This is a genomic window from Marinomonas epiphytica (genome assembly GCF_054780655.1).
In genome coordinates this window covers 212,424-237,947 of record NZ_BAAGVX010000038.1, presented here as the reverse complement: position 1 = coordinate 237,947, position 25,524 = coordinate 212,424, and the positions used below count along the sequence as shown (strand labels likewise).

Below are 25,524 nucleotides of genomic sequence, written 5' to 3'. Positions count from 1 at the left end.
ATTTTTACACTCCTGAAAATAAATACTTTTCTCACCCCTGATTGTCACCTATTATCTTTTACTCTTGATTTGAAGCTCCTAGCTAGCAGGTCTTTGTTGGATGATAAATCTTCTACTTCGTAAATACTTCGGCCCTAATGAAAATAGTGACAAGCTGCGCTTCATCACTGTGGTGATTGTTTCAGCTCTTCTTATTGGTGCAACCACGAGCTACTTTGGAATTTTTGGCATTATAGTTGGCCGCTCAATGCTTTTAATTTCAAGTAACCTTTTCTCCGCGGTTCTCTGCTTTACGAGTTTGTTTCTCTTGTTTAGGTTCAAAACCGTTCAGCTAGCCTCTTATATGGTACTTTTTGCCGCGCTTTTCGCTTGCTTCAATGCCATGGTCATCGCTAATACTCGTGCTTTCAGTTTAGTTTTAGTATTAGTGTGCCCTGTATTTAGCATCATTCTGACTAATTTTTTGGTTGGTTCGATTATTAATATCGTGTATTACATTGCCTTCTCCATATTATGCTTTGCCCATTTCGACACATGGCTACCAGCAAGCTTTACTCCAACTGCTTATATGCAAATTACGATCATATTTATTATTTTCTTTGTAGTTACAGCCTTCTATGAGAGTAGCCGGCAACGTATGCAGCAACAATTAGAACAGTCCAACAACGAGCTTTCTGAGCTCGCTTTTAGGGATGCACTAACAGGTCTTTATAATCGTCGCTATCTTGAAGACTACTTGCTTGAAAAAGAGCGCCCCCAGTACCTAGCTTTGGTCGATATTGATAACTTTAAAAGAGTGAATGACAAATACGGTCATATCATGGGTGATCAAGTACTCCAGCAGGTCGCTCATTGTCTAGCAGCAACATTAGGAACAGACGGAAAAGTCGTCCGTTGGGGTGGAGAGGAATTCGCTTTAACCTTTAACCAAGATAACAAGCAAGCCTTCCTTAAAAAATTAGACGCTATTCGTCTAGCCATTACAAACATGGACTCGTTACTGGACACTCCAATCACCCTATCTCTTGGAGGCTGTCGTCATAGTTCTAATAATCACAAGCAAAGTCTTCACCAAGCAGACGGCGCCTTATACCTTGCTAAGTCATCGGGGAAAGACTGCATTAAGTTTTTTGAAGAGAAACAGTAGTTCCTAACAGTCTATCTTTCCCCCTATCGACCAGATGGAATAGACAAGAGAATTGGTTAATGTATAATCGCCCTCCGAATTTACAGCCACGAGGCTGTCTTGTTACGGAGCATTTAGCTCAACTTTGGGTTCCCTCACCCCAAACTAACGAAAAAGGTCACAATATGAGTAATTTTACCCAAGCTCAACAGAGCAAAGCACTGCTCTATCTCGCAGCATTTCATCTGATCATCATTGCTTCCAGTAATTACCTGGTTCAAATACCCTTTACCATTCTTGGGTTCCATACCACATGGGGCGCTTTTACCTTCCCATTCATTTTCTTGGCAACGGACCTGACCGTAAGAGTGTTTGGAGCAAATTTGGCAAGGAAAATCATTTTCCTAGTGATGATTCCTTCACTTGTCGTGTCCTACGCTTTGTCTGTTGTATTTGATCAAGGTGCTTATCAAGGAATGGATGCGCTAAGTAATATTAATTGGTTTGTAGCGCGTATTGCAATTGCTAGCTTATTTGCTTATTTGCTTGGCCAAGTTTTGGATATTCAAGTGTTTAACCGTCTGCGCCAGCTAAAAAGTTGGTGGATTGCCCCTGCGGCCTCTACCTTGTTGGGTAATGGATTAGACACCCTCGCCTTCTTTGGTGTGGCTTTTTACCAAAGTCCAGATGCTTTCATGGCACAACATTGGCCTGAAATTGCGTTGGCAGACTATGGCTTTAAACTTCTCATTAGTCTCGGCCTTTTCATCCCTATGTACGGTGTGCTGCTCAACTATTTAACCAAAAAAATTACTGCGATTGATGAGCGTTCAGCACAATTGCAAAGCTCTGTAAGCTAATCTATTGCGACTCTGACACCATAGCTTTTGAGGCAGGCGAAAGGGTGTCAGAGCACTAATAATCAATCCATTGAGTACAGTTTCGACCTGCTTTTTTTGCTTGGTATAACGCTTTGTCTGCTTCTCCCATGTAAAGATCGATCGATAGATCTGTAACTTTCTTAACGTGAACGATCCCTAATGAAGTGGTAACATTAATTTCCACGTCATCAGAAATAGAAATAATAAGACTGGCAAGATACTCTCTTAATCTTTCTGCTTGTTCTATCGCTTGATCTCGGGGCACACCTGACCACGCTATTGCAAACTCTTCTCCGCCAATTCTCCCAATAACGCCATGATTCAAAAAAGACTCACTTTCACGAGCGATCTCTTTTAAAACTCTATCGCCAACTTTATGACCATAAGTGTCATTAACCAGTTTGAAGTGATCTAAATCCATCATGAGTAACGTAAAAGGCTTTTCAAGCAGACTCGCTTGTTTCATCTGTTTTTCGGCTAGCTCAAAGAAATTGCGACGATTATTCAACCCTGTCAGAAAATCAAAGTAAGCACGTTGAGTAAGTTCATCCCTGATCCGAGAATTTTCAATAGCAATACTTGCTAAGTTACTGACAAAGCGGATAAGTTCGATGTCTTTTGGTTGAGGCTGAGTAACATATGAATGATAAATCGCAAAGGTTCCTAAGACTTCACCGTTTGAAGCTAGAATAGGCTCAGACCAGCAAGACCTTAAATTTGCTTTATTAGCTAGCTCTTTATATGCCTGCCAATTAGGGTGGCTATGAATATCTTCAACCACCACGCGTTTGGCAAAATATGCAGCAGCACCACAAGACCCTACATTTGGTCCTATGGCAACACCATGTATGGCTTGGTTATAAAAATCAGGTAAATTGGGAGCTGCGCCAAGTTCAAGAGTTTGATTGACTTTATTAAAAAGAAGGATGCTGTACAAAGCATCAGGCAATTCAGTTTGTAATTGCTGGGTCAGCTTATGCAGCATGAGCTCAAGCTGGCTCCCTTTAACAACTTCATCTAGCAGTTCACTTCTAAACTTTAAACGCTGAGCCATAATAAAAGGCTCAGTTATATCAATTAAATGAATTAGACGCTTATTTTTTAAGACAATAAACTTCAAACGCACATAACAAATGCTCTTGTCTTTGCAGCGGAAAGGTAATTCTAACTCTTCTGGTGCTAAGCCTTTTTTTTGACGTTGCTCTTGGGCTTCTCGCCAAGGCAGGAAAGTTCTCTCAAAATACTCAGGTGAAGGCAACACAAGATTAAGCCAAGCCCGTGTATTTTTAACATCAGATAACGAGTAACCGAGCAATTTTTCAAAGGCAGGATTAATGTATTCCAAATTCTGAGAGTGGGTGCTACTCCAAGCAATAGCCATCGAAGTGCAGTTCAGCACATCTTTAAGATCTAAAGACTCTTCCTGACTCTTATCCATGTAGATTCCAATTTTCCAGTTTCAACTGAATTATAAAGCAGGCTGTTAGCCAAAGTAATTAAAACTGTAAAGCTAAAGACTGAAAGATTACAATTTGTAAGTATAGAGTCAAATAAACTCATTCAATCTCAATTCAAATACCCCCCAAATAAGCCTTCGCTTTCTCTTTCCCCATATACTTTGCCAAAGTATTAACCGGCACCTCTTTCAAATTCACAACAATAAGACCGTCTAGTGTATCGTTAAAATCAGGGTCCACGTTAAAACACACTAACTTACCGTTCATTTTCAAATACTGACGCAGCAATATTGGCAACCCTTTGCCAGATTCCATGCGCGAAAGCACATTAGATATCAGGCTAACACTGGTTAAAGCGGTTAATAAGTTAGGTTGCCAAAAGGGCTTCTCACTCACTTTCAGAGGCGTTAGGGCTTCCACCAATACCGCCTTTTGCTGATCGTAAAAGTGAATAGACAAAGCGTCTGCCATGAGCGCGCGCGCGTTATGGCTATATTCATTGCTGATACTCACAGGGCCGAATAAATGAGTATATTCAGGATACCGAGATACAAAACTTGCAATCCCTTTCCAAAGCAACAGGAGTGAGTTTAGGTTCTTTTGGTAGCGTTGCGCGACAACAGAACGACCAAGCTCAATGCTCTTATCTAGGCTATCAATAAACCTCTGATCGTATTTAAATAAACTACGAGAATAAAGAGCATCCAAGCCTTGTTGCTCAATCAACTGATCAACTAAGCCTAATCGATAGGCCCCTACAATTTCCCGGTTCGACTTATGCCAAACAAAAAGCTGATGGTAGTAATCATCATAGTCATCTAGATCGCATTGAGTACCGGTTCCCTCGCCTACTGCACGGAAGCTTTCTTCTCGGATACGGCCAATTTCTCGCATAATATTAGGTATTCGAGTGCTCGGAGTACAATAAACGGCAAACTCGCCTTGCTCTAGCAATAAGTCAGCTTCTTCAAGTTGCTCTAGTTCTGCCAATAATAAGTCAGGCTGAATGGGACCAATAACCTCTTCTTGGACTTGAAAATCAGATTCAGCAAGCAAGTGCTGCTCTTTTGGCCCCATGAGGTATGTGTTTAGCCGAAGGTAGTTAACTAGGTCTTCATCTTGTTGAAAACTGCTCAGTTCAGAGTAAGAGATGGCCTCTCCAATTGATAAGCCTATAGTTGACTCTTGCTTATTAATCAGCTCTTTGCCAAGTAATGCCGTTCTCAATAATGGGTGTACACGACCAGCTTGATAAAACATGTCGCTATTTTTGCCGTCGATAAAAATCGGTACTGTCGTAGCTTCTGCATGGCGGACAAACTTGGCGACAGAGTGACTCCAAGGGGCATCTGCCAGAGTTTTTTCACCTTTAGGGTAGGTAGACACCTCCCCAGCAGGAAAGATAACCAGCAAGCCACCGTCTTTGAGGTGTTGATTCGCGCTTTTAATCGCTGCGCGATTGGTTTTTTTAGCCTCTTTGCCACCAAAAACATCGACTCCGATGAAGAGATCAGAGAGCTCAGAAATACGTTTTAACAACTGATTCGCTAGCACTTGAACATCTTGACGGTGCTGGGATAACAAGGCAGCTAGCACCACACCTTCAATAGCCCCTAAAGGATGATTCGCTACGACTACCACAGGGCCTTGTTTCGGAATGTTCTCAAGACTCCCCTGGATCACCTTATAATCCACCTTAAGCGCTTTTAAGGTATAGTCCATGAAGTCAAAACTGGATAGACCTGCAGGTCTCTGCTGATACAGTTGGTCTAATTTACTGAGTCCTGTGAGCCATTCAATAAACGACTCACCCAGTCGAAACGGTGTGTAACTTGGTAACCTAAAAGGACTGTCATTCAATTGCGTACCCATTTCCCTATTATCCGCCAATCATGCCAGGCCAATTAGTATTCGCCTGTTTAATATGCTGAACGGGCTTTTCATCCCATAGTGCTTTAATTTTTTTATCATAATTAAGATAGAGCTTACCGTCTACTATCGCCCATTGTTTAGGGTCAGAAGGCGCAAAGTCGCTCTTCGCTGACACTGCCCAAGCACAATAGCCACCATATTGCGGCGCATATTTTTCCGGTTCGACTAAAAACATATCCAAATGCGTTTGACTGGCAAATTGCCAAACGGCACCTTGGTATTTTGTAGACCATTTCGAGCTCCCCTTAACCGGTTTACCTTCTGTAAAGTAAGCCACTGTATCGTAACCACTGACCGCTTTGTTACTGAAAAAGCCAGTTGAGATTGGGTCTTTTGCTAGGGCAAAAGAGCTGATTAAAGCGAACAAAAAACTCATTATAATTTTCATAACAAACCTCTCTTGAATTAACATGCTACAGCCGATTTTTTAAGCTTATATCGATTCTGGTGTAGATTTTTAGATGATAAGTTTTCACACGGAGCACCTGCCACATAGATCATTTCTTGTTGATTTTGCGTCACTTTAATATTAGTGAAGCTAACCGTTTGCGCGTCTTGTCTGTGCATACAGACAGACAAATGGGATTGACTTGGATGATGCTGACGGTGAAAAGCCAAATGGGCTTCAGTGTTTTTTTCGCACTTTTGATAAACTTGCTGACGGTATTCAGTAACAATCTCCAGCTCAACGCCAGAAGAAAATTTCGGGGCTTGGGTCACTCCAATGCTAAAAGCTTTACCATCCCACTCAAACGCCCATACTAACTCTGAGCCTCTCCCTAAGTTAGGTGCAAAGGCCAGTAACGTAAAAGGAGCAAAGCACGCAAGATTTAACTCTTTAAAGCGCCTTTCTACCTCTTTAATGCCTGAAGCATTAGATAAGTCTCTCAATAGCTGACCGCGACTAATAAGTTTTCCCGATGGCACTTGCCCTTGATAATTATTAAGGAGGCAAAGTGACAGCCCATGTTCATTTGTGCTGATCCAACTCCCCTTACCCACTGGGTCAATTGGCATTAATACCTCGGTACCGTCAATATCAAGATACTGAGGCGGCAAGGCAAGGCCCCGTGTTTTTTGTTCATCGCGATTAAAAAAGATTTGGTAACCAGAAGAGTCTATTAACCAAGAAACTGAACACATACTACTGCCCCTTCAAATACGATAAGGTACTCGGGGCAAAGCCAAAACCTTGGTGGTCTTGCGAGGCATGATTGCCTGCAAGATTAACAACAACTTTTGCCATAGCGTAATGATGATTGGCGTGTAAGGCGGCAAAAGTAATCTCACGTTCTAACGTTGAAAGCATGCTACACACTTGCGTTTCACTAACAGAGACTTCACTAATAACAGTAACCGGAATACTAATGGCATCATCATGACAGCTTTCTAGCCAGTCAATGGCGTGTTGTAATTCTTGTACAGCAAGCAAGCGATTTACCTCTACTTCATGTCCGCGTCGCCGTGTATTGTAATCAACCACACCAATCTCTTGTCGCACAGATAAAAAAACGTCTAACAGGTGACGAAAATGCTGCCCTATTGTGCTATCAACAAAGGGCCTTGCATCATAGCAGTAGACTTGATCAGTTATCCCTTCTAAAAATTCTTGCCCTTGGCTTAGTGTATCTATACAGCCTTTGAGGGTTGCATGAACCGACTCTAACTGCTCTAACGCATGGCTACTCACCTTTCTCATACCCACCTTGAACGCTCCTTAGTCCGTACTCGGATAGTGTTCGGTTAAGGATTTCTCAAGCCGCCACGCTTGATATAGACTTTTAAAACTTGGCGTTTTATGGCCGAGTTTTACCTGCTTAGCACCGATTTGAAACAACAGCCGGTATTGTTTCAATAGGGTCCGATAAATCTCTAAAAGCGGAGTATTTCTATCCCATATATGAGCCGCTTCGCTGCTAGCGCCATTGATTTCTAAAATAGTGAAATCTTCCCCAGCCATAAAGCGATCAATGTTTTTGAACTTGATATCTAAACGGCCAAAGAAAAAGCCATCAATATCTCCTAGAACCTCATCTAACTTAGCCGTTAACGCCTGACTGATGTATTGATTACCATCTCGAAAAATACAACCTCGGCTATGGCTACCGGCAAAAGCCAATTGAAACTCTTCACCGTTTGCAGGCACCCAATCTAATTTTTCTGTGTGTCGAGGTAAATATAGGTGGCTTAGCTGACCCGCACGAGGCGAATCCTCGATCAGTTGTCGTAAATTCCGCTTGCCATCACCTATTACTAAGGGAGAATATTTTAGAGTGATGGATATAATTTCCCCTTGTTTTGAATCGGGTTGACGCACATAAAACACACCTGCTTCAGCCTCATAAGGGGCTTTTTCTTGTAATAAAAAGCGTGCATTCTGAGGAAAAATACGAAAATATTCTGTGAGTTGCTGGCGATCTTTTATTAACTTTACGCCAACGCCACGACAACCTAGATCAGGCTTAGCCACAAGAGGAAAGGTTAAATTTGATCCAGCTAATGCGCTCAGAGCTTGCTCTACTTGTTGCTCTAACTCTGCAGAACTTTTTTGACAAGTAATGAAAGGGGAAATCCAATCACGAGCAATTGGGCCTGCTAATTTTAAAATATCATTTTTTGACTCGCCTACCATGCCACTTAGATGTATGCCTGGGTTAGCGATTAGAGGTAATGCCCAATTACCGTGTCGTATCCCTTGAAACAGACTCTGAACAACAACAGGTGTGTAAAAAAACCACGCAGGTAGAAACTCATAAGGAGAAACACTGCGTTTTGTGTCTTCTTCTAAGAAAGGCATACCCGCATTAATTTTCCCTTCTGGTATATATTGGGTAGTTATTGGATTATTCACTCAAAACCCCTAGAAATTGATTTATTCACAACACGATTAACAACAAACAGTAAGGCAAAAGCAATCGGAATCATGAGCCATTGATATTCGCTAGCTTGCGACCATGCACTAGCGCCAAGGTAGTAAATTAGACTAAAAACCAGCCCTGTCCAAAGAGCGGTAGCGCAAATTACTGAGCCAATAAAAATACTTAATGGTACCGACAAAAAGCCGCTCAAAGTGAAACCGGCCGTTCTTAACCCTGGGACAAAACGGATAATAAATAAGTTCCAGAATGTTCCCTTATTGAGCCTTTTTTGAAGCATTTTAAAACGCTTATTAGACAAAGCACGGTAACGTAAGCAACGCCAACTTCGTCCGTATTTCCCTAATAGATATAGACCCAAATCTCCTGTTGCAATACCAATAAAGATGGCAATTAATGCAACACTAGGAGCGATAAGTTCTTGTACGGCCAGGGTAGCTGCGGTCACTATGGCAAGATCTTCCAATAGGTAAGACAACAAGATAATGCCCACAAACATCATGCCGACCGTTTCATGGCCCGATACTAACCATGCTTGAAGTTCTGAAATCATACTATAGCCCGTACCAGGCTGACTCCCTGCTACTTGGCATTTAGACCCCAGTCATACTTTAAAAAATCAATGTCCATTTTCTTGGCTGTAAGTTGCGCGATATCACCCTCTGACAAAGATAAATATTCGCCATAGTGAGCTAGGAAAGACTCTAAGGATTGATAGCCTTTCCAACCTTTTTCAAAGTCCTCTTTATACCATTTGAAGATAGAGGAAATTTCTAACGTATCACCTACAAGACGATTACGGCTAGAATCCCCTAAGAACAGCTGAGTTTGCGCTTCTAGCAAATGGTCGAGGTTATCACCTTGATAGGCCTGATTCGCTAATGCCGGGCAACCGATGCTTGCACAGTTTACTGCAAAGTGAATGCGTGGGTCCTGATAACGATCAGTGCCGCGAATGAGCTTATGTTCAATATCATCCAAAGAACGCTCTTTACCCAGTAAAGGAATAAAAGACTTACTCCAAGGGGAGCTAAATAAGCTACCTAAGTTTTTTATTGACTCCAAATCAGGCCAATTAGTTAGAATGAGCTCCACGGTCCAAGCGTTATAAGCATTAATGAGAAACGCTAGCTGATCATCCTTTGGCCAGGCATCAAAGCTAGCTTGATCAACCGCCTCAAGTTGAGACAAATAACCTTTCAGTACCGCTCGATTATCAGCAAAAGCCTGGTAATCCACTTGGCTCGCCTTCCCACCCTCTATTAGGTGTACGTGCGCTGTTACAAGCTTATCCCAAACGTCATGGTCGAAGGCATTATCTGCATGACTTAGGTTGCTAAGTCCAAACACACTTAACAGGATCAATAACCAATTCTTCATTTTCTTAACCTCGACGCCAAGTGTGATATTTTTCCAACAAGTTAAGTACTTTTTGCGGCGCATGAGCGCGTTTCCACTCACCTGCTGCATATTTGTTGGACTCAGCCCAAGTTGGGTAAGTGTGTATCGTGCCTAAAATTTTGTTTAAGCCCAGACCATGCTTCATAGCAAGGACAAATTCAGGCAGTAAGTCACCAGCATGTTGGCCTACAATCGTTACTCCCAGTATTTTATCTTTTCCTGGAACGGTAAGAACTTTTACAAAGCCATGATCCGCACTTTCTGCAATGGCACGATCTAGGTCATCTAGTCCATAGCGCACCACTTCATAAGCAATACCTTGCTCTTTAGCGTCTTGTTCACTTAAACCTACACGAGCGACTTCTGGGTCTACAAAGGTAGCCCATGGAATAACACGGTAATCCGCTCTGAATTTCTTAAAGGTACCAAATAAAGCATTTACAGCGGCATACCAAGCTTGGTGAGCTGCGACATGAGTAAACTGATATGGGCCAGCTACATCTCCTGCGGCATAAATGTTCGGGTACAAGGTTTCAAGATAATCATTTGTCACTATGGTACGTTGGGTTTCAATACCAAGATTCTCTAAGCCATAACCTTCTAGGCGCGCTTCTCGACCAACCGCACAAAGCAGAGCATCAAACTCTATAATCTTTTCTTGGCCGTCTTTTTCAACAATCAGACGCTTTACATCGCCTTCTTTTTCGCAACGAATCGCATTATGAGAAGTCAGTATTTCTACGCCATCGGAACGCATGCTTGCTTGAACTAACTCGGATACCTCTTGGTCCTCACGAATCATAATGCGTTCAGCACGCTCAACTTGTGTGACATTTGAACCAAGACGGGCAAAACTTTGCGCCAGCTCACTTCCGATTGGCCCACCACCTAGCACTACTAGACGCTTTGGTGGCTCATCAAATTTTGCAAATTCTGACCAAAGAGTATCGCTCGTGTAATAGCCAACGTCATCCAAACCCGGAATTGGTGGCACAAAAGGACGAGCACCCGTGGCCAATACAATGCTTTGTGCAGTTAAACGCTGAGTGCCGCCATCATTTAGCTTAATTTCAACTGTCCAAGGGTCAACAATGGTGGCATAGCCTTGAACAACATCAACTCCCAGTTTTGTGTAGCGCTCTACACTATCGTGGGGCTCAACCTTGGCAATGACTTCATGAACGCGCGCCATCACCTTTTTAAATGAAAAGCTTGGTTGGCTCGCATCAAGGCCATATTTTTCGGCATGTCGCATCTGTTGCGCGACCTTGGCACTTTTAATAATGGCTTTACTCGGAATACAGCCATAATTTAAGCAGTCCCCACCCATTTTATGAGCTTCTACTAGAGTAACTTTTGCTTTAACCGCAGCCGCAATGTAAGCACTCACCAAACCACCAGCACCACCACCGATTACAATTAGGTTGCGGTCGAATTTTTTAGGCTTTTGGTAATTGGCATAAACTCTTCGAGCTTTAATAGCTCCTAATAATTTTTTCGCTAACAAAGGAAACACTCCTAGCAGAACAAAAGAGAACAATAAGGAAGGAGACAAAATACCAGAAAGGCTTTCCAATTGGCCTAGTTGAGTACCTGCATTCACATAGACTAGCGTACCCACCAACATACCCAGCTGACTTACCCAATAGAAAGTAAAAGCCGGTAACTTGGTTAGCCCCATTAATAGGTTAATTAAGAAAAACGGAAATACCGGCACTAACCGCAAGGTAAAGAGGTAAAAAGCACCGTCTTTCGCAACGCCCTCATTAAACGCCTTTAAGCGATCACCAAAACGAGCTTGTACGGTATCTTGCAATAGGTAACGAGAAGCTAAAAAGGCCAAGGTTGCGCCAATACTACTGGCGAAAGACACCAACAAGGTTCCAACCCCTAATCCAAACAAGGCCCCTGCAGCCAGTGTCATAATGACAGCCCCAGGCAATGAAAGGGCAGTAACTATGATATAGAGCCCTAAGAAGGCACCAGCTACCATAATTGGGCTCTCTGCACGAAGGGATTCAAATTGCTCAAGACCTGTCTTTAGGCCATCAAGAGTCAGTAGTTGGTGTAGATTAAAATGGAAAAAACCTGCAACGACTGCTGCGATTATGACCAAAAGTCCTATTTTCTTCATCAATGTCTCCAACACATAGTTGAGCTTAAAAAGAAGCTATTAATTTAAATGTTAGGAGTTAGACGTCAAAAAGTAGAAAATGTTACAAGTTTTTTTATTTTTTACTCTAGGGAGAAATACGAACCTTATTTTAAGGCTGTACGATTCGCTTTTGCCATGCCACTGGCTACAAAACTTAGGCTGATACCCGCCAAGCAAACCAACCAAATTAGACCTACCATACCATTTAAGCTGAATAGACTTATTAATAAAGCGAAGCTTGGCGGCCCAATGGTTGCGCCTAAATTGCCGAATTGAGCGATCAGACCATAACCTTGTGCTTGCTCTTCAGGATTTCGAGCCAATAACGGAATCATGGCTAAAGAGGCGCCCGGTATCATACCCAAGAATAAAATAAGCACACCGGTAACTAGTGCAAAATAATGGGCTTCATGACTCACAATCAATAATATGCACGCACTAATGGCAACCCCTGAATAAGCAACCAGAGCCACTCTTGTGGGAGCGAGCCAATACTGCGCCAACGCCCCTGCAATAAAAGAGCCTGATGTACTAATGAGCGGCAAGATAATCATCAGGCTGGATGCTAACACTTCATTCGTTACCATGCGCGGAATATAGGTCAGTAACGACACCAGTGAGCAGGTATAACAAAGAAAGACGGCACTTGGTAATAGGCACCTAGGGTTACGATAGACAGCCAATAACTGAGCCCAAAAGCCTATCGAGCTCTTTGATACAAGCATTTCTGCCAACACAGGATGCTTTCTCAATAAGAAAAAAAGTATCACGGCCATGCTAAGAATAAGGGTGCCATGCACTCCAAATAAAGTAGATAAGCCATACTGCTTAAGAATATCCACCCCTAGCCAACCACTTAAAGCAAACGCAACACCAAAGAATGTGCCCCACATTCCCATTGTTAACGACCTATGCTGATCGGCGCTTAAGCGGGAGATCAAAGTAGGCGCAGCGACCACCACACCTAATTGCGAGAACCCTTCCAACACTCGAGTCATGAGCACCACGTTAAAAGAGGGCAAGAAAGACTGAACAAAAGAAACCAACGCGCCAATGAGTAAAGCACAGATCAATACATTCAAGTACCCTAAACGCCCTGCCAACATTCCTGCCGATACACCAAGAATAAGACCGACCACCCCAACCACAGATAAAGCGGCTCCGGTAAGGGTGGCTCCTGCCTGGTAGTGCAACAATAAGGCATCATAAGAAATAGAAAACTTGGCAAACTGCATGGCTGCACTGATTCCCGCAAACCAAAGCAAAATCACAGCCAGCCAATGAGTTTTCCCTACAGGGAGCTTGTTAGGCATACACTATCCTTTCTTACCCCCTAATCAAGGGGGGGGGCAAGGCAATTAAAATGATATTAGAGGGTAATTCAAGAAGGTGAAAAGTATCTGGACTTTAGTTAAGAGCCTTAACAAGTACGGATGTATCCATTCTTCCTAAGCCTGCTTGTTGTAACTTTTCATAGCGTTGATCGACTTGCTGAGTAAGTGGCAGGTCAAGGCCATGGGATTTAGCTTCATCCAAACAAAAACCGAGGTCTTTACGCATCCAGTCAATGGCAAAACCAAAATCAAATTCGTCTCGAGACATAGTTTCTAAGCGGTTAATCATTTGCCACGAACCTGCAGCACCATGTTGCAGGGTATCGACAACTTGTCGTACGTCTAAGCCAGACTTTTTAGTCAATAATAGGGCTTCACTCAAACCTTGTAGCACACCAGCGATACAAATCTGGTTAACCATCTTACACCTTTGGCCCTGACCGTTTTCGCCCATTAGCTGCACCTGTTGTGCATAAGCATGCATAATCGGCTCGACCGTTGAGAAAGCTTCTAATGGGCCGCCACACATGACCGTCAATTTTCCTTGTTCGGCACCGGCTTGCCCACCAGACACAGGGGCATCAATAAAGTACACACCTTCTTGTTGGCAAGCGTGAGCAAGTTCCACGGCCAAGGTTGCTGAAGTGGTCGTATGATCAACAAGTATGTCCCCCGCTTGCATTCCGGCTAGAACGCCTTGTTCGCCATATACCATACTACGAACATCGTCGTCATTTCCGACACAAAGAAATACAATGTTCGCTTGTCTAGCAGCGCTTTTAGGCGTATCGGCAAAGCTTCCTTGGTAGTCTTGAGCCCACTGTTCTGCCTTGCTTTTCGTGCGATTAAATACGGTTACTTGATTACCTGCTTGGCTCAGATGCCCTGCCATTGGACGCCCCATAACACCAAGCCCAATAAAAGCTAATGTGTAATCAGTCATGCTATTCTCCCTGCTAACTTGTTAACCTAAAAAGACTTATGAGTAGCATACTCCGAAGCCCTCAAGCTGGCTAGCGTATACTTAGATCACTTGAGGGATTTGACACATTATTGGTACTTTTGATTTTTTAGCTTAAGTGCTTATCGCTTGAGAAGCCTTGATTTCTTTTAAGCGCAAACCAATGTTGCCAAATATCAACATAGCTCCACCGATAAGTTGATAACTGGTTAACCCCATGTCTAACACCAGCCAGTTAATCGTTGCGGAAAACACAGGAAAAGACAGCTCTGCTAAAGTCGCCATTTGAGCAGGCACTGTTCTTAAACCTCGATAATAAAACCACATTCCGATCAATCCGCTTAATAACGCCATTAGTACTGCCAGCATTATGTCGCTCGTTGCCATAGCCACCAAACTTGACGAATCAACCAGCGCCAAGGGCACTAACACTAACAAGCCCGCCACAAAACGCCCAGACATAATGGCATTGGCTGATATATTTTGATGGGACAAATATTTACCACATACCGTAGCTGCCCCCCATGCAAATACCGCAATGAGGGTATAACCATATCCTTTTATCACACTGGTGCTGTCACTAGCATAATGCCATTGTGCACCTTGCAGAGTGAGTAAGTCAGGCCACATCATGACCAAGCTTCCTAATAAAATTACACAGGCCCATTGAACAAAGTTGGCTTGGATTCTCTCTTTTAAAAACAGATAAGCCAAAATGATGGCAATAATCGGCTGTAGCTTTTGCAATAAGATCACAACGGTAGGATTTAAGTAGGCAAAGGCTTGAGTGAAAGCCAAAGTACCTATTGCTGAGCCAACTCCCCCGATAAACAGTAAGCAACCGTAAGACGCTTTTGACATAGCACTAAACTCAGCCCGATAGCGCCAAAGCAAAGGGGCTGTTACGAGTACTAACACTAAATGTTCAATTAGCACTATCTGTAGGGTGGAATAGCCTGCATTTAGTAAAGGGTAACGAATGAGTGTGTCTAAGGCCCATGTAAAACATGCGACCATAATAAAAAATGTGCCTGCCATCTTAGATTGCTCCTCGTAATAAGATGCACAGGGGTGATGAGAAATGTACCAGCCAGCACAAGACAAGCAAACGCCTTGCGCACTAGCAGGGCAAGACGTCTACTAAAATAGGTTGTATACCTTTTTTCACTGGTCGACCTTCTATCATCCGGACTATAACCGTCGGCTCTGGAATCACACCAGATCTGCTGACCTTATTAATCAAATTTGATTAAATAAGCGCTCGCGGGCTGCTGAAAACACGAAATGCACTTTCATTACCGCCGGTGGGGAATTTCGCCCCGCCCCGAAGTTCGATTAAATTGTATAAATTTGAGATGCTAACTTTACTGTCAGTATCACTATAAGGCAATGCCTCTAGGCAGAGTTCGCCTCGTTTTTAGGCTTTTTGAGCTAACTTGATAATAGTATCTAAAGATGTTTTCAGCTGCTGCACTTGGGTTTCTTCGTTGGGCAAAGCTTTCTTCGCACATTCATTAATGGCAAAAGCAAAATCCGTTAATAATTTACGCTCAGGATACCTTTCTCCTAACTTGTCCACGACCGTCACTTTATAAACATCAATTTGTTGCTGAAGATATTCAGCTTTGGCTGTATCACCTTGGCTATAAGCCAAAATACCCGGAGAAACAATTTGCTCTTGAATAAAGACATTGTAAGACTGCAAACCTTTTCGAATAAGGTTCAAGTCTGTTGCTTCATAAACATCGGCAGTCACTGTCATTTTGCGATCCACAAAATCAATAAAAGCCTGACAGTCTTGCATTTCATTCACCGAGGGTTGTGCAGCCACAGAAAAAGAGGCCGAAACAGCAAGGCCTGCAATAATTAACCGTTTTAACGTTTTCATGATATTAACCTGCTCGTGGACACAGAATGCGTATTATCGCTAACACGATCATTATCAGCTAATTATAGAAGAGGGTGCAAATATTACTATCCTTGCCAGGTTAGTAATTTCAGCCTACATTTTTAATACCCAACAACAAGGATGTGGCTATGAAAACTCTAATTATTCCCCTTTCTGCTTTTCTTGTTGCTTGCTCTAGTAGCGAGCTCAGAGTTGTCGACAACTTAACCGTATCAGCTCGTAATGATGGCGTTTTTATGAATCCCAGTAAATGGGTTGTATGGGGGCACCCGTTACAAACAACTTACGTCTCTCTAAATGGGCAGTTGGCTTTAGAATCAGGCCAGCTTTGTCTAGCAAGTCGATATCGCTCACCGTTTACAGTTAATTGTTTTGGATCCGTAAATGGTAAAAGCGGAAGTGTACATTATGAACATTATCCATCCGAATCGACGGCTCTTGATCAGCTTGTTGTTAACCAGCAACGAGAACTCAATGCGGCCGAGCACTACATTGTCGCAGCCAATAAATTATTACAATGTAAAGCTAAAAAACCCGCAAATGATGCCGTTTGCCAAGAAGCACAACAGCAATTCAACATACAAGAAAATACGCTTGCAGCTATTCGTAATGACATATATGCATTTTTTGCCCAAAAGAACCGCTTGGTTTATAACTGGTCACAAGAGCTCAAACTTGAAAACGGTGTGTTTATATCTGAGCAGCTAACAGGCGGTACGAATTATTCGAACAACTCTGCAGGTGCTACCATTGTTAATGGTTTTAGTATTGAGCGCTTTAGGCCTAAATGCTCCGAGTTTACAGAAAAAGGGAAGGAGAAATATAAAGACTTCAAAGTAGTAACCAGTATTATTAAAGCGCATGAGTTATATTATCAAGCTTCTGATAACCGGCTTATAGCATTACAAAGCAAGTTCAATAAAAGTCTTCCGTTAAAAGAAGATAGTGTAAAAAACGACTCTCTTAATGAGATCATTGCAACAGTAAACGCTAACCTTGCATCCAGCCAAAGTCTATCTTCCGCAGGATATTTAGCTATTAACAAGAAAACAAGTAATGCTCTGCCAATTAAGGGGTCAGTTTATTATGCTGTACTCACTGACGCTGAAAACCTTTTTAATCATTGCTTAAAAGTAATGCCTCATTAAAGGAAGAAGTTTGAATCGATGTAATTGGGTAAATGATGCGCCAGATTTTCCTAGATATCATGACGAGGAATGGGGCTGGCCTGTTGCGAATGATCAAAAGTTGTTTGAAAAACTCTGCTTAGAGTCTTTTCAGTCAGGTTTGAGCTGGCGCACCATTCTATCCAAAAGAGAACACTTTCGAGAGGCCTTCAAACACTTCGACCCATACGAAATGGCCCGCTTCACTGCAGAAGATATTGCGTCATTAAAAGCCAATGCAAAGATAGTTCGGAATCAAAGAAAGATCGAAGCAGTCATTAACAATGCCAAAAGAGCGATTGAGATCATTAACGAGCATGGTTCTTTAGCCAAGTTCTTATGGCAATTCGAGCCTTCTGAATCCTCTCTCGATGACCTACCTAGAACGACTTGTCCGGAGGCCATGCAATTGGCTAGAAAATTAAAGAAACGCGGTTGGAAATTTGTTGGCCCGACGACAATTTATGCCTTCATGCAGTCAATGGGCATGGTAAACGATCACGAAGCACATTGTGAAATGCGGCTCCGCATCACTAAAGCCAGAGCAGAATTTATTCGCCCTTAGTCACTTAATAGTGCCGCGGCACTGCCACATACTGTCATAATAAATAAGAACCACTTTAAATGGTTAGGGTTTGCCGTGATGGCCATTTTTACAGCCAAATGGGAGCCCAGCATAGTTCCAGAGGCAAGAATAAGCCCAGGGAGCCATAAAATTTGGTCATTCCAAATAAACACCCCAAGCGCTAAAGCGGTAAAGCCTAGCGTACAAACCATTTTTAAGGCGTTTGTGCGTACTAGGTCATATCTGAGTGTTCCTGCAAGTGCAGCGATTAAAATAAAGCCAACCCCGGCCTGTACGAAACCACCGTAAATGCCGGCTATAAACAAGGCAAACCAAGCCGATGGTTTTTCCGTTACTTTAAAAGCTCGAGTTCCTTCCGGTGGCGCCACTAATGCAGGTCGAATGATCATAAGAAGCGTCATGCTAATCATAGCAGCTAACAAAAGAGGCTTTAACCAGTACTCAGGAGCATAACTTGCAGCAAATGCACCAACCACACCACCTAATAAAGAGGGGATCATCACGGGTAATATATCATCGCCATTGAGCTTATCTGCCTTTTTAAACCCCATTGTTGCTGTTACATTTTGGAGAAAAACACCAACCCGATTAGTAGCATTAGCAATATCTGCAGGCATCCCCATTACCATTAAGGCAGGAAGAGTCAAGTTAGACCCGCCTCCAGCAAGGGTATTAATAATCCCCGCTAAGAACCCCGTACCAATAAGTAATCCAATGGTAAATAAACTGTAATCCACGCAACCTCCCTTTATGAGCGATGTTATTTTTTGCGCCATCATAAAGAAAGCCAAAACAATTAGGAAGAGAATTCAAGCCTTGCTTAGACACTATTTATTGTAAAAATACTTGTTCAATTTTCGGTTGTCGGTTTTCTCTTAGCTAGATTAACCTATGATTATAGGAAGTTAGAGATGGAGAAAGCATGGTTATTACAGACACTAAGCTGGCAGATGAGTATTATCAAGCCCTGTTAAATAGAGAGCCCAGTTATGTGGGGAGCTTTTTCGTCGGTGTCAAAACCACGTCTATCTTCTGTATTGCAACCTGCAGAGCTCGCAAACCTAAGCGACAAAACGTCATTTTTTATACTCAAATCAAAGAAGCTCTAGATGCTGGCTATCGGCCTTGTAAAGTGTGCCGCCCAACAGAGAATGCTCATCAAACTCCTGATGAAGTAGGGCAAGCTATTGATTTAGTTCGTAACAGTGAAAAGGCCAAAATTACCGACCAGAACTTAAGAGATAAAAATATTCGGCCTATTTATGTCCGCCGTTGGTTTAAAAAGCACTATGGAATGACCTTTCAAACCTTTCAGCGAATGTATCGTATTAACTTAGCTTATCAAGAGCTTAAATCTGGCAAGAGCGCAACTCATACTGCACTAGATACAGGCTATGAATCTCTTAGCGGCTTTGGGTACACATTTAAAAAACTTTTAGGTCACTCACCAAAGTTTCATTCGGAGAACAATGTGATATTAATTGATCGACTTACTACGCCTATTGGTCCTATGTTCATTTGCGCGACAGAGCAGGGGGTATGCTTACTGGAATTTGTTGATAGACGCATGCTGGAAACAGAGTTTGAAGACCTGCAAAAGCGACTAAAAGCTCAAATAGTTAGTGGTGAAAACTCTCATATAAAACAAATGAAGTCAGAACTTAATGAGTATTTTCTAGGTACAAGGAAACACTTTGATGTGCCCCTAGATTACCCTGGGACAGACTTTCAGAAACAGGTTTGGGAAGCTCTTGGGGATATTCCTTATGGGCAGACGGCAAGCTATCAACAGCAAGCTGATCATATCAATAACCCTAAGGCTTTTCGCGCCGTAGCACGAGCAAACGGTATGAACCGCATTGCGATTGTCATCCCGTGCCATCGCGTCATTGGCAAAGACGGCAGTCTAACTGGATACGCAGGAGGCCTTGAAAGAAAGCGCTGGCTGCTAGATCACGAGAAAAAGCATACCAGCTCATCACTCCTTTAACGCTCTACAGGTACCGCCAGATTTTCTTCATCAAACGGTGCGGCCAAGCGCGATAAGGGGGTAAAAATCGCTTCAGCAAGTCAGGCCCGTGCTTGTATAGAGTAGCCTTATTGTGGGAGAACGTCTGAAAACCTTCCTGGGCATGATACGCCCCCATGCCTGAATGCCCAATTCCCCCAAACGGAAGATCTACTTGAGCCACCTGAATTAAGGTATGGTTAAATACCAAGCTACCACTGTGAACACGCTCTTCGCTCAATTTCATCTCAAGTTTGTCTTGAGTGAAAACATACATCGCCAGTGGTCTCTGCCCTTGGTTAATATGAGTCAAAGCCTCATCAAAAGTGTCATAAGTAAGAATAGGTAAAATCGGGCCGAAGATTTCATCTTGCATTAATTGCAATTCGTTAGAAGGCTCATGCACAAGGTGTAAAGCAAATTTTCCATCATGCTCTTTAGGCCCTTGAGGTAAAATATTCTCACAGTTAACACCTAACTCTTCCGCTTGGGCTAGATAGCTCTTAAGCCGTGACAACTGGCGTTCATTAATCATTGAGGTATAGTCTTCACTATTTATACCTTTAGGGTACAGTTTAGCAAGTTCTTCTTTGAGCTTACTCACTAATTCAGCTTTTTTGCTTTGGTGACAAAGGATGTAATCGGGAGCAACACAAGTTTGGCCTGCATTGAGAATCTTACCAAATAGCGCTCGACTGACAACACGCTGAATGTTGGCGCTTTCTGTTATAACAAGGGGGGACTTTCCTCCTAACTCAAGGGTGACTGGCGTTAAGTTTTTCGCTGCATTTTCCATCACCTTGGCACCAACTAAGGTCGAGCCAGTAAAGAGAATATGATCAAAAGCTAACTGGGTAAAATGATTGGCAACCTGAGCCTCTCCCTCGATTAGCACAACCCAATCCTCCCCCAGTGATTCGGCGAGTAAGCGCGACAGCACTTGATTCGTTGCTGGACAGAACTCAGAGACTTTCAACATAACTCTGTTTCCAGCCGCAATAGCGCCAATCAAGGGGCCCAGTGCTAATAAAATAGGGTAATTCCATGGCGATATGACACCAATCACCCCTTTTGGTTGATGAATCACCTTTGCCTGCGAGGGCTGAATACTGATATGTGTTTTACGCCTTGCAGGCTTCATCCATTGCTTTAACGACTTTTTGGCGTGTTTGAGCTCACTAAAGGTAGGTAAAAGCTCAATCAAACGAGATTCTTCTGGTCGCCTGTTACCATAATCTGCATTTAATGCGTCAAGTAACTCATCTTCATACTGCAGAAGCCCTTGTTGTAGTGAGGTAAGCAGCTGTTGACGCTGCTCATAAGAAGGATAAGGGTGACTTTCAAATAACCCTTTTAGACGAGTAAAAGCTGTGTCTAGATATTCACCATTATGTTTAAAAGTCATAATAACGCTCGTATATTATAATTTTTATTTCTGAAGAACACAGCCTAACACGAACTATGTTATTACGCATTTCTTAGCTAAACTTGAGAATAAAAAAGGAGAACACCATGGCAACCATTTTATGTTACGGAGACTCTTTAACTTGGGGAAGCGTACCTAACGGAGGGCGATATCCTGAGCATTTGCGTTGGCCGTCCATTTTGCAGTCGGCATTAGGACTTGAGCATACAGTCATCAATTTCGGATTACCGGGCCGAACTACGATTTGGCAAGATCCTTTCTCTGAAGGACGCAATGGTCTTACTTACATTCAAGCCGCGCTCGAGACCTTTGGTCCAGTGGATGTGCTTATCATTATGCTAGGGACAAATGACTTAAAACGCCATTTCAACATAGGGGCATTCGAGGCAGCCAAGGGTATTGAACAATTAATTAAGAAGGCTCGTACTCCTAACCCCCAGGGTTTTCCTTACCCAAAAATCCTTGTTGTTGCCCCGCCTAATATTTTATCCCCAACTGGAAACATGACTGAAAGTTTTGCTGGAGCTGTCGAAAAATCCCAACATTTTCATCAGTATTATCAAAGTGTTGCCAGCGAAAATGATTGCTTATTCTTAAATTCAGCAGGGGTGATACAACCGAGTCTCATTGACGGCATCCATCTAGATGCTCAAGGTAATGAGGCCTTGGGGCAAGCGATCGCAAATTTACTAGCGCACAAATTATAGTTAATTTGTTGATTTTTATACAAAAAAACCAAAAACCTACAATAAGCTAAGCAGGGCTTGTAAGAGCCTTGTTATCGCTTTAGCAGCTAAATAAGGTAGATAAAGCCAAACCTCTTTTTTTATTTTGCATCGTTATTTTCATTGGTACACAAATAGGTGCAATTTTGAGCCTTAAAAGCACTGTATAAAAAACCAGACAGCCTACATACACTGATTAGTTTCTGATCAGATTTTTCTTTCACAAAGTTATCCACAAATAGCGCCTCGTTATGGCGCAAACAATGTCTGTTCGCCAAAACAGAAACGAAAAGCAAACCTATCTGCTCAAATAACCACCAAAAACGTCAAGAACTGTTCAATACGCGACCACAACTGCACTATTTTTGATCATTTTCACATTTCAATGTTTAAATTTGTAACAAAACCCTATAGGCTACCGCCAAATTTTTTCTGTCGAAAATAATAGGTAGTACCACATGGACTCAATAATAAACTTCCTCAACAATATTTTTTGGGGTTATATTCTTATCTATGGATTACTTGCAGTAGGTCTATACTTCACCATTCGTTTAGGCTTTTTACAAATCCGTCATTTCCCCGAATTCTTCCGTTCAGTGCTTAAATCACCCAGCAAAGACAAAGGCGGCATTTCTCCATTCCAAGCTCTGTGTACGAGTTTGGCATCCCGTATCGGTACCGGAAACCTTGCAGGTGTTGCAGTAGCAATTACGTTGGGCGGACCAGGTGCCATTTTTTGGATGTGGATGGTTGCCTTAGTCGGAATGACAACAGCGTATGCTGAAAGTACATTGGCGCAACTGTTCAAAACACGTGATGAAAATGGTCAGCTACGTGGAGGCCCTGCCTTCTATATGTCGAAAGGCTTAAAAGCACCATGGGCTGGTGCAATTTTCGCGATTTCTCTCATTATTGCGTTTGGTTTGGTATTTAACGCTGTTCAGGCTAACTCTATTGCAGGTGCAATGGAAGGTGCTTTTGGATTACCGCCAATCAGCATCGGTGTCGTTGTTGCGGTTCTTGCGGGTATTGTGATTTTTGGCGGTATTCGTACCATTGCCAAAGTCGCTGAGTTTATTGTGCCGATTATGGCCGGCTTGTATCTACTCGTGGCCTTATACGTCATCGTCACTAATCTGTCTGAGGTTCCACACATATTGGCTCTGATTGTGAAAAGCGCATTTGGCTTTGAAGAAGCCGTGGGCGGAATCGCAGGTGCCATGCTAAACGGCATTAAGCGAGGTTTATTCTCTAACGAGGCTGGTATGGGCTCTGCGCCGAACATTGCAGCCGTTGCGACCCCAAATCCACATCACCCTTCTTCACAGGGTTTAGTACAGGGCCTTGGCGTGTTCATTGATACCATTTTAGTATGTACCGCTACCGCGATACTTATTTTAATGTCTGGTGTTTTAGAAACTGGCTCTAACTTAACCGGTGTTCCGCTAACTCAAGCGGCTATGGGTGCGCACATTGGCTCAGCAGGTACCTACTTTATTGCCATCGCCATTTTCTTCTTTGCCTTTACTTCTATTATTGGTAACTACTCTTACGCAGAGAACGCTGTTGTCTACCTTAAAGGTGGCAAACTAGGTGTGTTTGTATTGCGTATAGCGGGTCTGCTAATGGTTATTTGGGGCGCTTACGAAAGCGTTGCGACGGTATTCAACCTAGCTGATGCCGCGATGGGATTGATGGCGACCGTCAACCTAATTGCGATCCTTCTCTTATCTGGATTAGTGGTTAAGCTAACGAAAGACTACTTTGCTCAACGTAAGCACACAGACTCCCCTGTATTTAATCCAAAAGATTACCCTGAGGTGTCTGAAAAAATTGATCTTACTATTTGGCAAGAAGACAAAAAGTAATAGATCGACTATGAACTAAAACGCCTTTATCTGAATAGGTAAAGGCATTTTTTTATTAACGATTTTTCATTTGTCGCCCATGGTAAAGGGCAAAGCCTTTTTCTCTCAACAATCGAGTATGAGAACCAAGAGCAGCATCAATAAGTGGTGGGTAACGTAAGAAGTCATTAGCAACGACGAATAATTCGCCATTTAAAGTCAAGTGTTGCTTTACCTGCATGAAAAAGCTTTCCGCAATACTATAGTCCGTGTTTATGCCGGTATGGAAAGGCGGATTGGTAATGACATAATTAAACCGTCCTTTCACTTCTTGCAATCCATTAGAAGCAATTAAGATAAGCTTTTCAGAGACATTATTAGCAGCAAAGGTCAGCTTGGTGGCTAACAATGCTAAAGCGCTATCATCTAACGCGGTAATAGTTGCCCCTGTTTTATTATGCAGCCATAAAGAGATAATGCCGTCTCCACAACCAAAGTCGAGCATTCGGGCATCCATCGCGTGACTCATAAACCGATGTTGGTTTAACTGCTCTAAAAGTAGCTCAGTACCTTTATCCAGTTTACCGTGGCCAAACACACCAGGCAGACTGCAAATGGTCATGGTTTGCCCAGCAACCTCTTGCTGCCAAGTTAACACCCAATCATCCAGCACAAAATTCGCACTTTCTTCCCGCTTATAACCCATGAAGAGCAAGCAGTGTTTAGCACTATCTATTTTACCCACGTCATCCAGTTTAGGGCTTAACTGCTTAGCTGAAGACTTCACACCACTTTTGTTATCTCCCACTAGCCAGATTTGCCCTCCAACTTTCAAAAGTGGCAGGCACACAGCTAATAGATAGTTTAAAAGCTCTTTTGCTTTCGGCTGATAAATCACAATATGATCAAACTGATCTGCTTTCTGCGCATCCCAAACAGCAGAAAAATCACATTGTTGCTCGGTAAAACCAACTTTTAGTAAGTTATCAAACTGGGTTTTAGATTGGCACCAAGCGTACACCTGGGCCTGATGTGACAAGGTGTGCGGATAAGTGTCCTCAGGATTGGCAAATAACACCTTGCCAATCAACTGGTCTTCATTTCGTGCCAGTAATTGACTGGTCGGATTATGATTCATAAGAAGTTGCTAACTCTTTAATGGATAATGTAGAAACTGGGGCTAATAGGGTATTCAGGCGTTCTGTCGATAGTTCTGGTTGTACTCTCGGATAACGAGGCTGTTGGCGGTCATTTAATAAAGGCGCTTGCCAGCCTTTCGTTAGAGCGAGAAAGTCTTGCGCAAAAGCGTCTCCGTGCTCCAAACAACCTGACAAAATTACATCAAGATAGCTTAGCACGATTGGTGATTGCTGGTTAGGGATTAACACATTGTCTGTGTAATACACCCAATACGTGCCATTAGGTAAAGGCTCCTCACTGTAACTGGTGAGTTGTTGTAGATCTATTTTCGCTCTGTGATAACCCGTTTCTCGTTCATCAAAAAGAGGAAATTGATCTTCAGGAACCTCAACCAAAACCCCATTACAAGATTCCCCCCTCGCTTGTACAACCGCCACCGAGCTCATTACAGCATCCCTCGACATAATGGACCAATGGCGTTGAAAACCATCAAGTTTGACTGGCCAAACTTGGCCCGTTTCACCTGTTTTCGCTCGGCTTACACTGTTTATGAGACTACCATACCCTAAAATAAAATGACGGTTTTCCACTTGT

At 42.8% G+C, this 25,524-nt stretch carries 24 protein-coding genes and 1 riboswitch; of the genes, 7 read left to right on the top strand and 17 right to left on the bottom strand.

Going from position 1 to position 25,524, the window contains the following annotated elements; translation table 11 throughout:
• Positions 1 to 100 precede the first annotated feature (100 nt).
• Both ACYVGZ_RS13510 and ACYVGZ_RS13505 read left to right on the top strand, forming a co-directional pair.
• Positions 101 to 1,147, top strand: coding sequence for a GGDEF domain-containing protein (locus tag ACYVGZ_RS13510; RefSeq protein ID WP_460756591.1), 1,047 nt, complete (start codon positions 101 to 103; stop codon positions 1,145 to 1,147).
• Positions 1,148 to 1,311: 164 nt separating this feature from the next.
• Positions 1,312 to 1,986 (top strand): 7-cyano-7-deazaguanine/7-aminomethyl-7-deazaguanine transporter, encoded by a 675-nt coding sequence (locus ACYVGZ_RS13505; protein ID WP_460756588.1) that lies wholly within the window; start codon positions 1,312 to 1,314, stop codon positions 1,984 to 1,986.
• A gap of 55 nt (positions 1,987 to 2,041) precedes the next feature.
• Here ACYVGZ_RS13505 and ACYVGZ_RS13500 read toward each other — a convergent pair whose 3' ends face one another.
• The 13 genes from ACYVGZ_RS13500 to ACYVGZ_RS13440 form a co-directional block, all read right to left on the bottom strand.
• Positions 2,042 to 3,445 (bottom strand): sensor domain-containing diguanylate cyclase, encoded by a 1,404-nt coding sequence (locus ACYVGZ_RS13500; protein ID WP_460756586.1) that lies wholly within the window; start codon positions 3,443 to 3,445, stop codon positions 2,042 to 2,044.
• A 133-nt stretch (positions 3,446 to 3,578) separates the two neighbouring features.
• Complete coding sequence (locus tag ACYVGZ_RS13495; RefSeq protein WP_460756584.1) at positions 3,579 to 5,336, bottom strand: lysophospholipid acyltransferase family protein; 1,758 nt, start codon at positions 5,334 to 5,336, stop codon at positions 3,579 to 3,581.
• A 7-nt stretch (positions 5,337 to 5,343) separates the two neighbouring features.
• Entirely contained in the window at positions 5,344 to 5,784 is a 441-nt protein-coding gene (locus ACYVGZ_RS13490; RefSeq protein ID WP_460756581.1) for a YHS domain-containing (seleno)protein, read from the bottom strand.
• A 17-nt stretch (positions 5,785 to 5,801) separates the two neighbouring features.
• Entirely contained in the window at positions 5,802 to 6,539 is a 738-nt protein-coding gene (locus ACYVGZ_RS13485) for an NRDE family protein (protein WP_460756579.1), read from the bottom strand.
• A gap of 1 nt (position 6,540) precedes the next feature.
• The gene (locus tag ACYVGZ_RS13480) at positions 6,541 to 7,101 is read right to left on the bottom strand and encodes a hypothetical protein (protein ID WP_460756577.1); all 561 of its coding nucleotides are present in this window, start codon (positions 7,099 to 7,101) and stop codon (positions 6,541 to 6,543) included.
• Between the two features lie 12 nt (positions 7,102 to 7,113).
• Entirely contained in the window at positions 7,114 to 8,247 is a 1,134-nt protein-coding gene (locus tag ACYVGZ_RS13475; protein WP_460756574.1) for a D-alanine--D-alanine ligase, read from the bottom strand.
• The gene (locus ACYVGZ_RS13470) at positions 8,244 to 8,825 is read right to left on the bottom strand and encodes a DedA family protein (protein ID WP_460756571.1); all 582 of its coding nucleotides are present in this window, start codon (positions 8,823 to 8,825) and stop codon (positions 8,244 to 8,246) included. The genes ACYVGZ_RS13475 and ACYVGZ_RS13470 overlap by 4 nt, the downstream gene beginning before the upstream one ends.
• Positions 8,826 to 8,854: 29 nt before the next feature.
• Entirely contained in the window at positions 8,855 to 9,652 is a 798-nt protein-coding gene (locus ACYVGZ_RS13465) for a DUF547 domain-containing protein (RefSeq protein ID WP_460756569.1), read from the bottom strand.
• A gap of 4 nt (positions 9,653 to 9,656) precedes the next feature.
• Positions 9,657 to 11,807: an FAD-dependent oxidoreductase gene (locus ACYVGZ_RS13460; protein WP_460756566.1), complete on the bottom strand. Its 2,151-nt coding sequence runs from the start codon at positions 11,805 to 11,807 to the stop codon at positions 9,657 to 9,659.
• A 125-nt stretch (positions 11,808 to 11,932) separates the two neighbouring features.
• Positions 11,933 to 13,141: an MFS transporter gene (locus ACYVGZ_RS13455; RefSeq protein WP_460756564.1), complete on the bottom strand. Its 1,209-nt coding sequence runs from the start codon at positions 13,139 to 13,141 to the stop codon at positions 11,933 to 11,935.
• Positions 13,142 to 13,235: 94 nt separating this feature from the next.
• Positions 13,236 to 14,105, bottom strand: a complete 870-nt coding sequence (locus ACYVGZ_RS13450; RefSeq protein WP_460756561.1) for an NAD(P)-dependent oxidoreductase — start codon at positions 14,103 to 14,105, stop codon at positions 13,236 to 13,238.
• A gap of 132 nt (positions 14,106 to 14,237) precedes the next feature.
• Positions 14,238 to 15,161, bottom strand: coding sequence for a DMT family transporter (locus ACYVGZ_RS13445; protein ID WP_460756559.1), 924 nt, complete (start codon positions 15,159 to 15,161; stop codon positions 14,238 to 14,240).
• Positions 15,162 to 15,293: 132 nt separating this feature from the next.
• A riboswitch (FMN riboswitch) is annotated at positions 15,294 to 15,459 on the bottom strand.
• 81 nt (positions 15,460 to 15,540) lie between these two features.
• Complete coding sequence (locus ACYVGZ_RS13440; protein WP_460756556.1) at positions 15,541 to 16,011, bottom strand: hypothetical protein; 471 nt, start codon at positions 16,009 to 16,011, stop codon at positions 15,541 to 15,543.
• A gap of 149 nt (positions 16,012 to 16,160) precedes the next feature.
• Between ACYVGZ_RS13440 and ACYVGZ_RS13435 the strand changes: the two genes are divergently transcribed.
• Positions 16,161 to 17,180 (top strand): hypothetical protein, encoded by a 1,020-nt coding sequence (locus ACYVGZ_RS13435; protein WP_460756554.1) that lies wholly within the window; start codon positions 16,161 to 16,163, stop codon positions 17,178 to 17,180.
• 10 nt (positions 17,181 to 17,190) lie between these two features.
• Positions 17,191 to 17,763 carry a DNA-3-methyladenine glycosylase I gene (locus ACYVGZ_RS13430; RefSeq protein WP_460756551.1) on the top strand — a complete coding sequence of 191 codons (573 nt, stop codon included), beginning with the start codon at positions 17,191 to 17,193 and terminating at the stop codon, positions 17,761 to 17,763.
• Here ACYVGZ_RS13430 and ACYVGZ_RS13425 read toward each other — a convergent pair.
• On the bottom strand, positions 17,760 to 18,521 hold the full coding sequence (locus ACYVGZ_RS13425; protein WP_460756549.1) for a sulfite exporter TauE/SafE family protein: 762 nt from the start codon (positions 18,519 to 18,521) through the stop codon (positions 17,760 to 17,762). The two genes, ACYVGZ_RS13430 and ACYVGZ_RS13425, sit on opposite strands and share 4 nt — an antisense overlap.
• A 185-nt stretch (positions 18,522 to 18,706) precedes the next feature.
• Here ACYVGZ_RS13425 and ACYVGZ_RS13420 point away from each other — a divergent pair, with 185 nt between their 5' ends.
• Positions 18,707 to 19,774 carry a bifunctional transcriptional activator/DNA repair enzyme AdaA gene (locus ACYVGZ_RS13420; protein ID WP_460756546.1) on the top strand — a complete coding sequence of 356 codons (1,068 nt, stop codon included), beginning with the start codon at positions 18,707 to 18,709 and terminating at the stop codon, positions 19,772 to 19,774.
• Between the two features lie 4 nt (positions 19,775 to 19,778).
• Here ACYVGZ_RS13420 and ACYVGZ_RS13415 read toward each other — a convergent pair whose 3' ends face one another.
• A complete protein-coding gene (locus ACYVGZ_RS13415; protein ID WP_460756543.1) occupies positions 19,779 to 21,197 on the bottom strand; it encodes a coniferyl aldehyde dehydrogenase in 1,419 nt (472 codons plus the stop codon).
• Between the two features lie 107 nt (positions 21,198 to 21,304).
• On the opposite strand from ACYVGZ_RS13415, the gene ACYVGZ_RS13410 reads away from it, so the two are divergent.
• Together ACYVGZ_RS13410 and ACYVGZ_RS13405 are read left to right on the top strand one after the other, a co-directional pair.
• Positions 21,305 to 21,925 carry an SGNH/GDSL hydrolase family protein gene (locus tag ACYVGZ_RS13410; RefSeq protein ID WP_460756541.1) on the top strand — a complete coding sequence of 207 codons (621 nt, stop codon included), beginning with the start codon at positions 21,305 to 21,307 and terminating at the stop codon, positions 21,923 to 21,925.
• Between the two features lie 476 nt (positions 21,926 to 22,401).
• Entirely contained in the window at positions 22,402 to 23,811 is a 1,410-nt protein-coding gene (locus ACYVGZ_RS13405; RefSeq protein ID WP_460756538.1) for an alanine/glycine:cation symporter family protein, read from the top strand.
• 55 nt (positions 23,812 to 23,866) lie between these two features.
• On the opposite strand, the gene ACYVGZ_RS13400 is transcribed toward ACYVGZ_RS13405, so the two are convergent.
• Both ACYVGZ_RS13400 and ACYVGZ_RS13395 read right to left on the bottom strand, forming a co-directional pair.
• Complete coding sequence (locus tag ACYVGZ_RS13400) at positions 23,867 to 24,928, bottom strand: methyltransferase (protein ID WP_460756536.1); 1,062 nt, start codon at positions 24,926 to 24,928, stop codon at positions 23,867 to 23,869.
• A complete protein-coding gene (locus tag ACYVGZ_RS13395; RefSeq protein WP_460756533.1) occupies positions 24,918 to 25,520 on the bottom strand; it encodes a gamma-glutamylcyclotransferase family protein in 603 nt (200 codons plus the stop codon). Before ACYVGZ_RS13395 ends, ACYVGZ_RS13400 begins: the two co-directional genes overlap by 11 nt.
• Positions 25,521 to 25,524 lie beyond the last annotated feature (4 nt).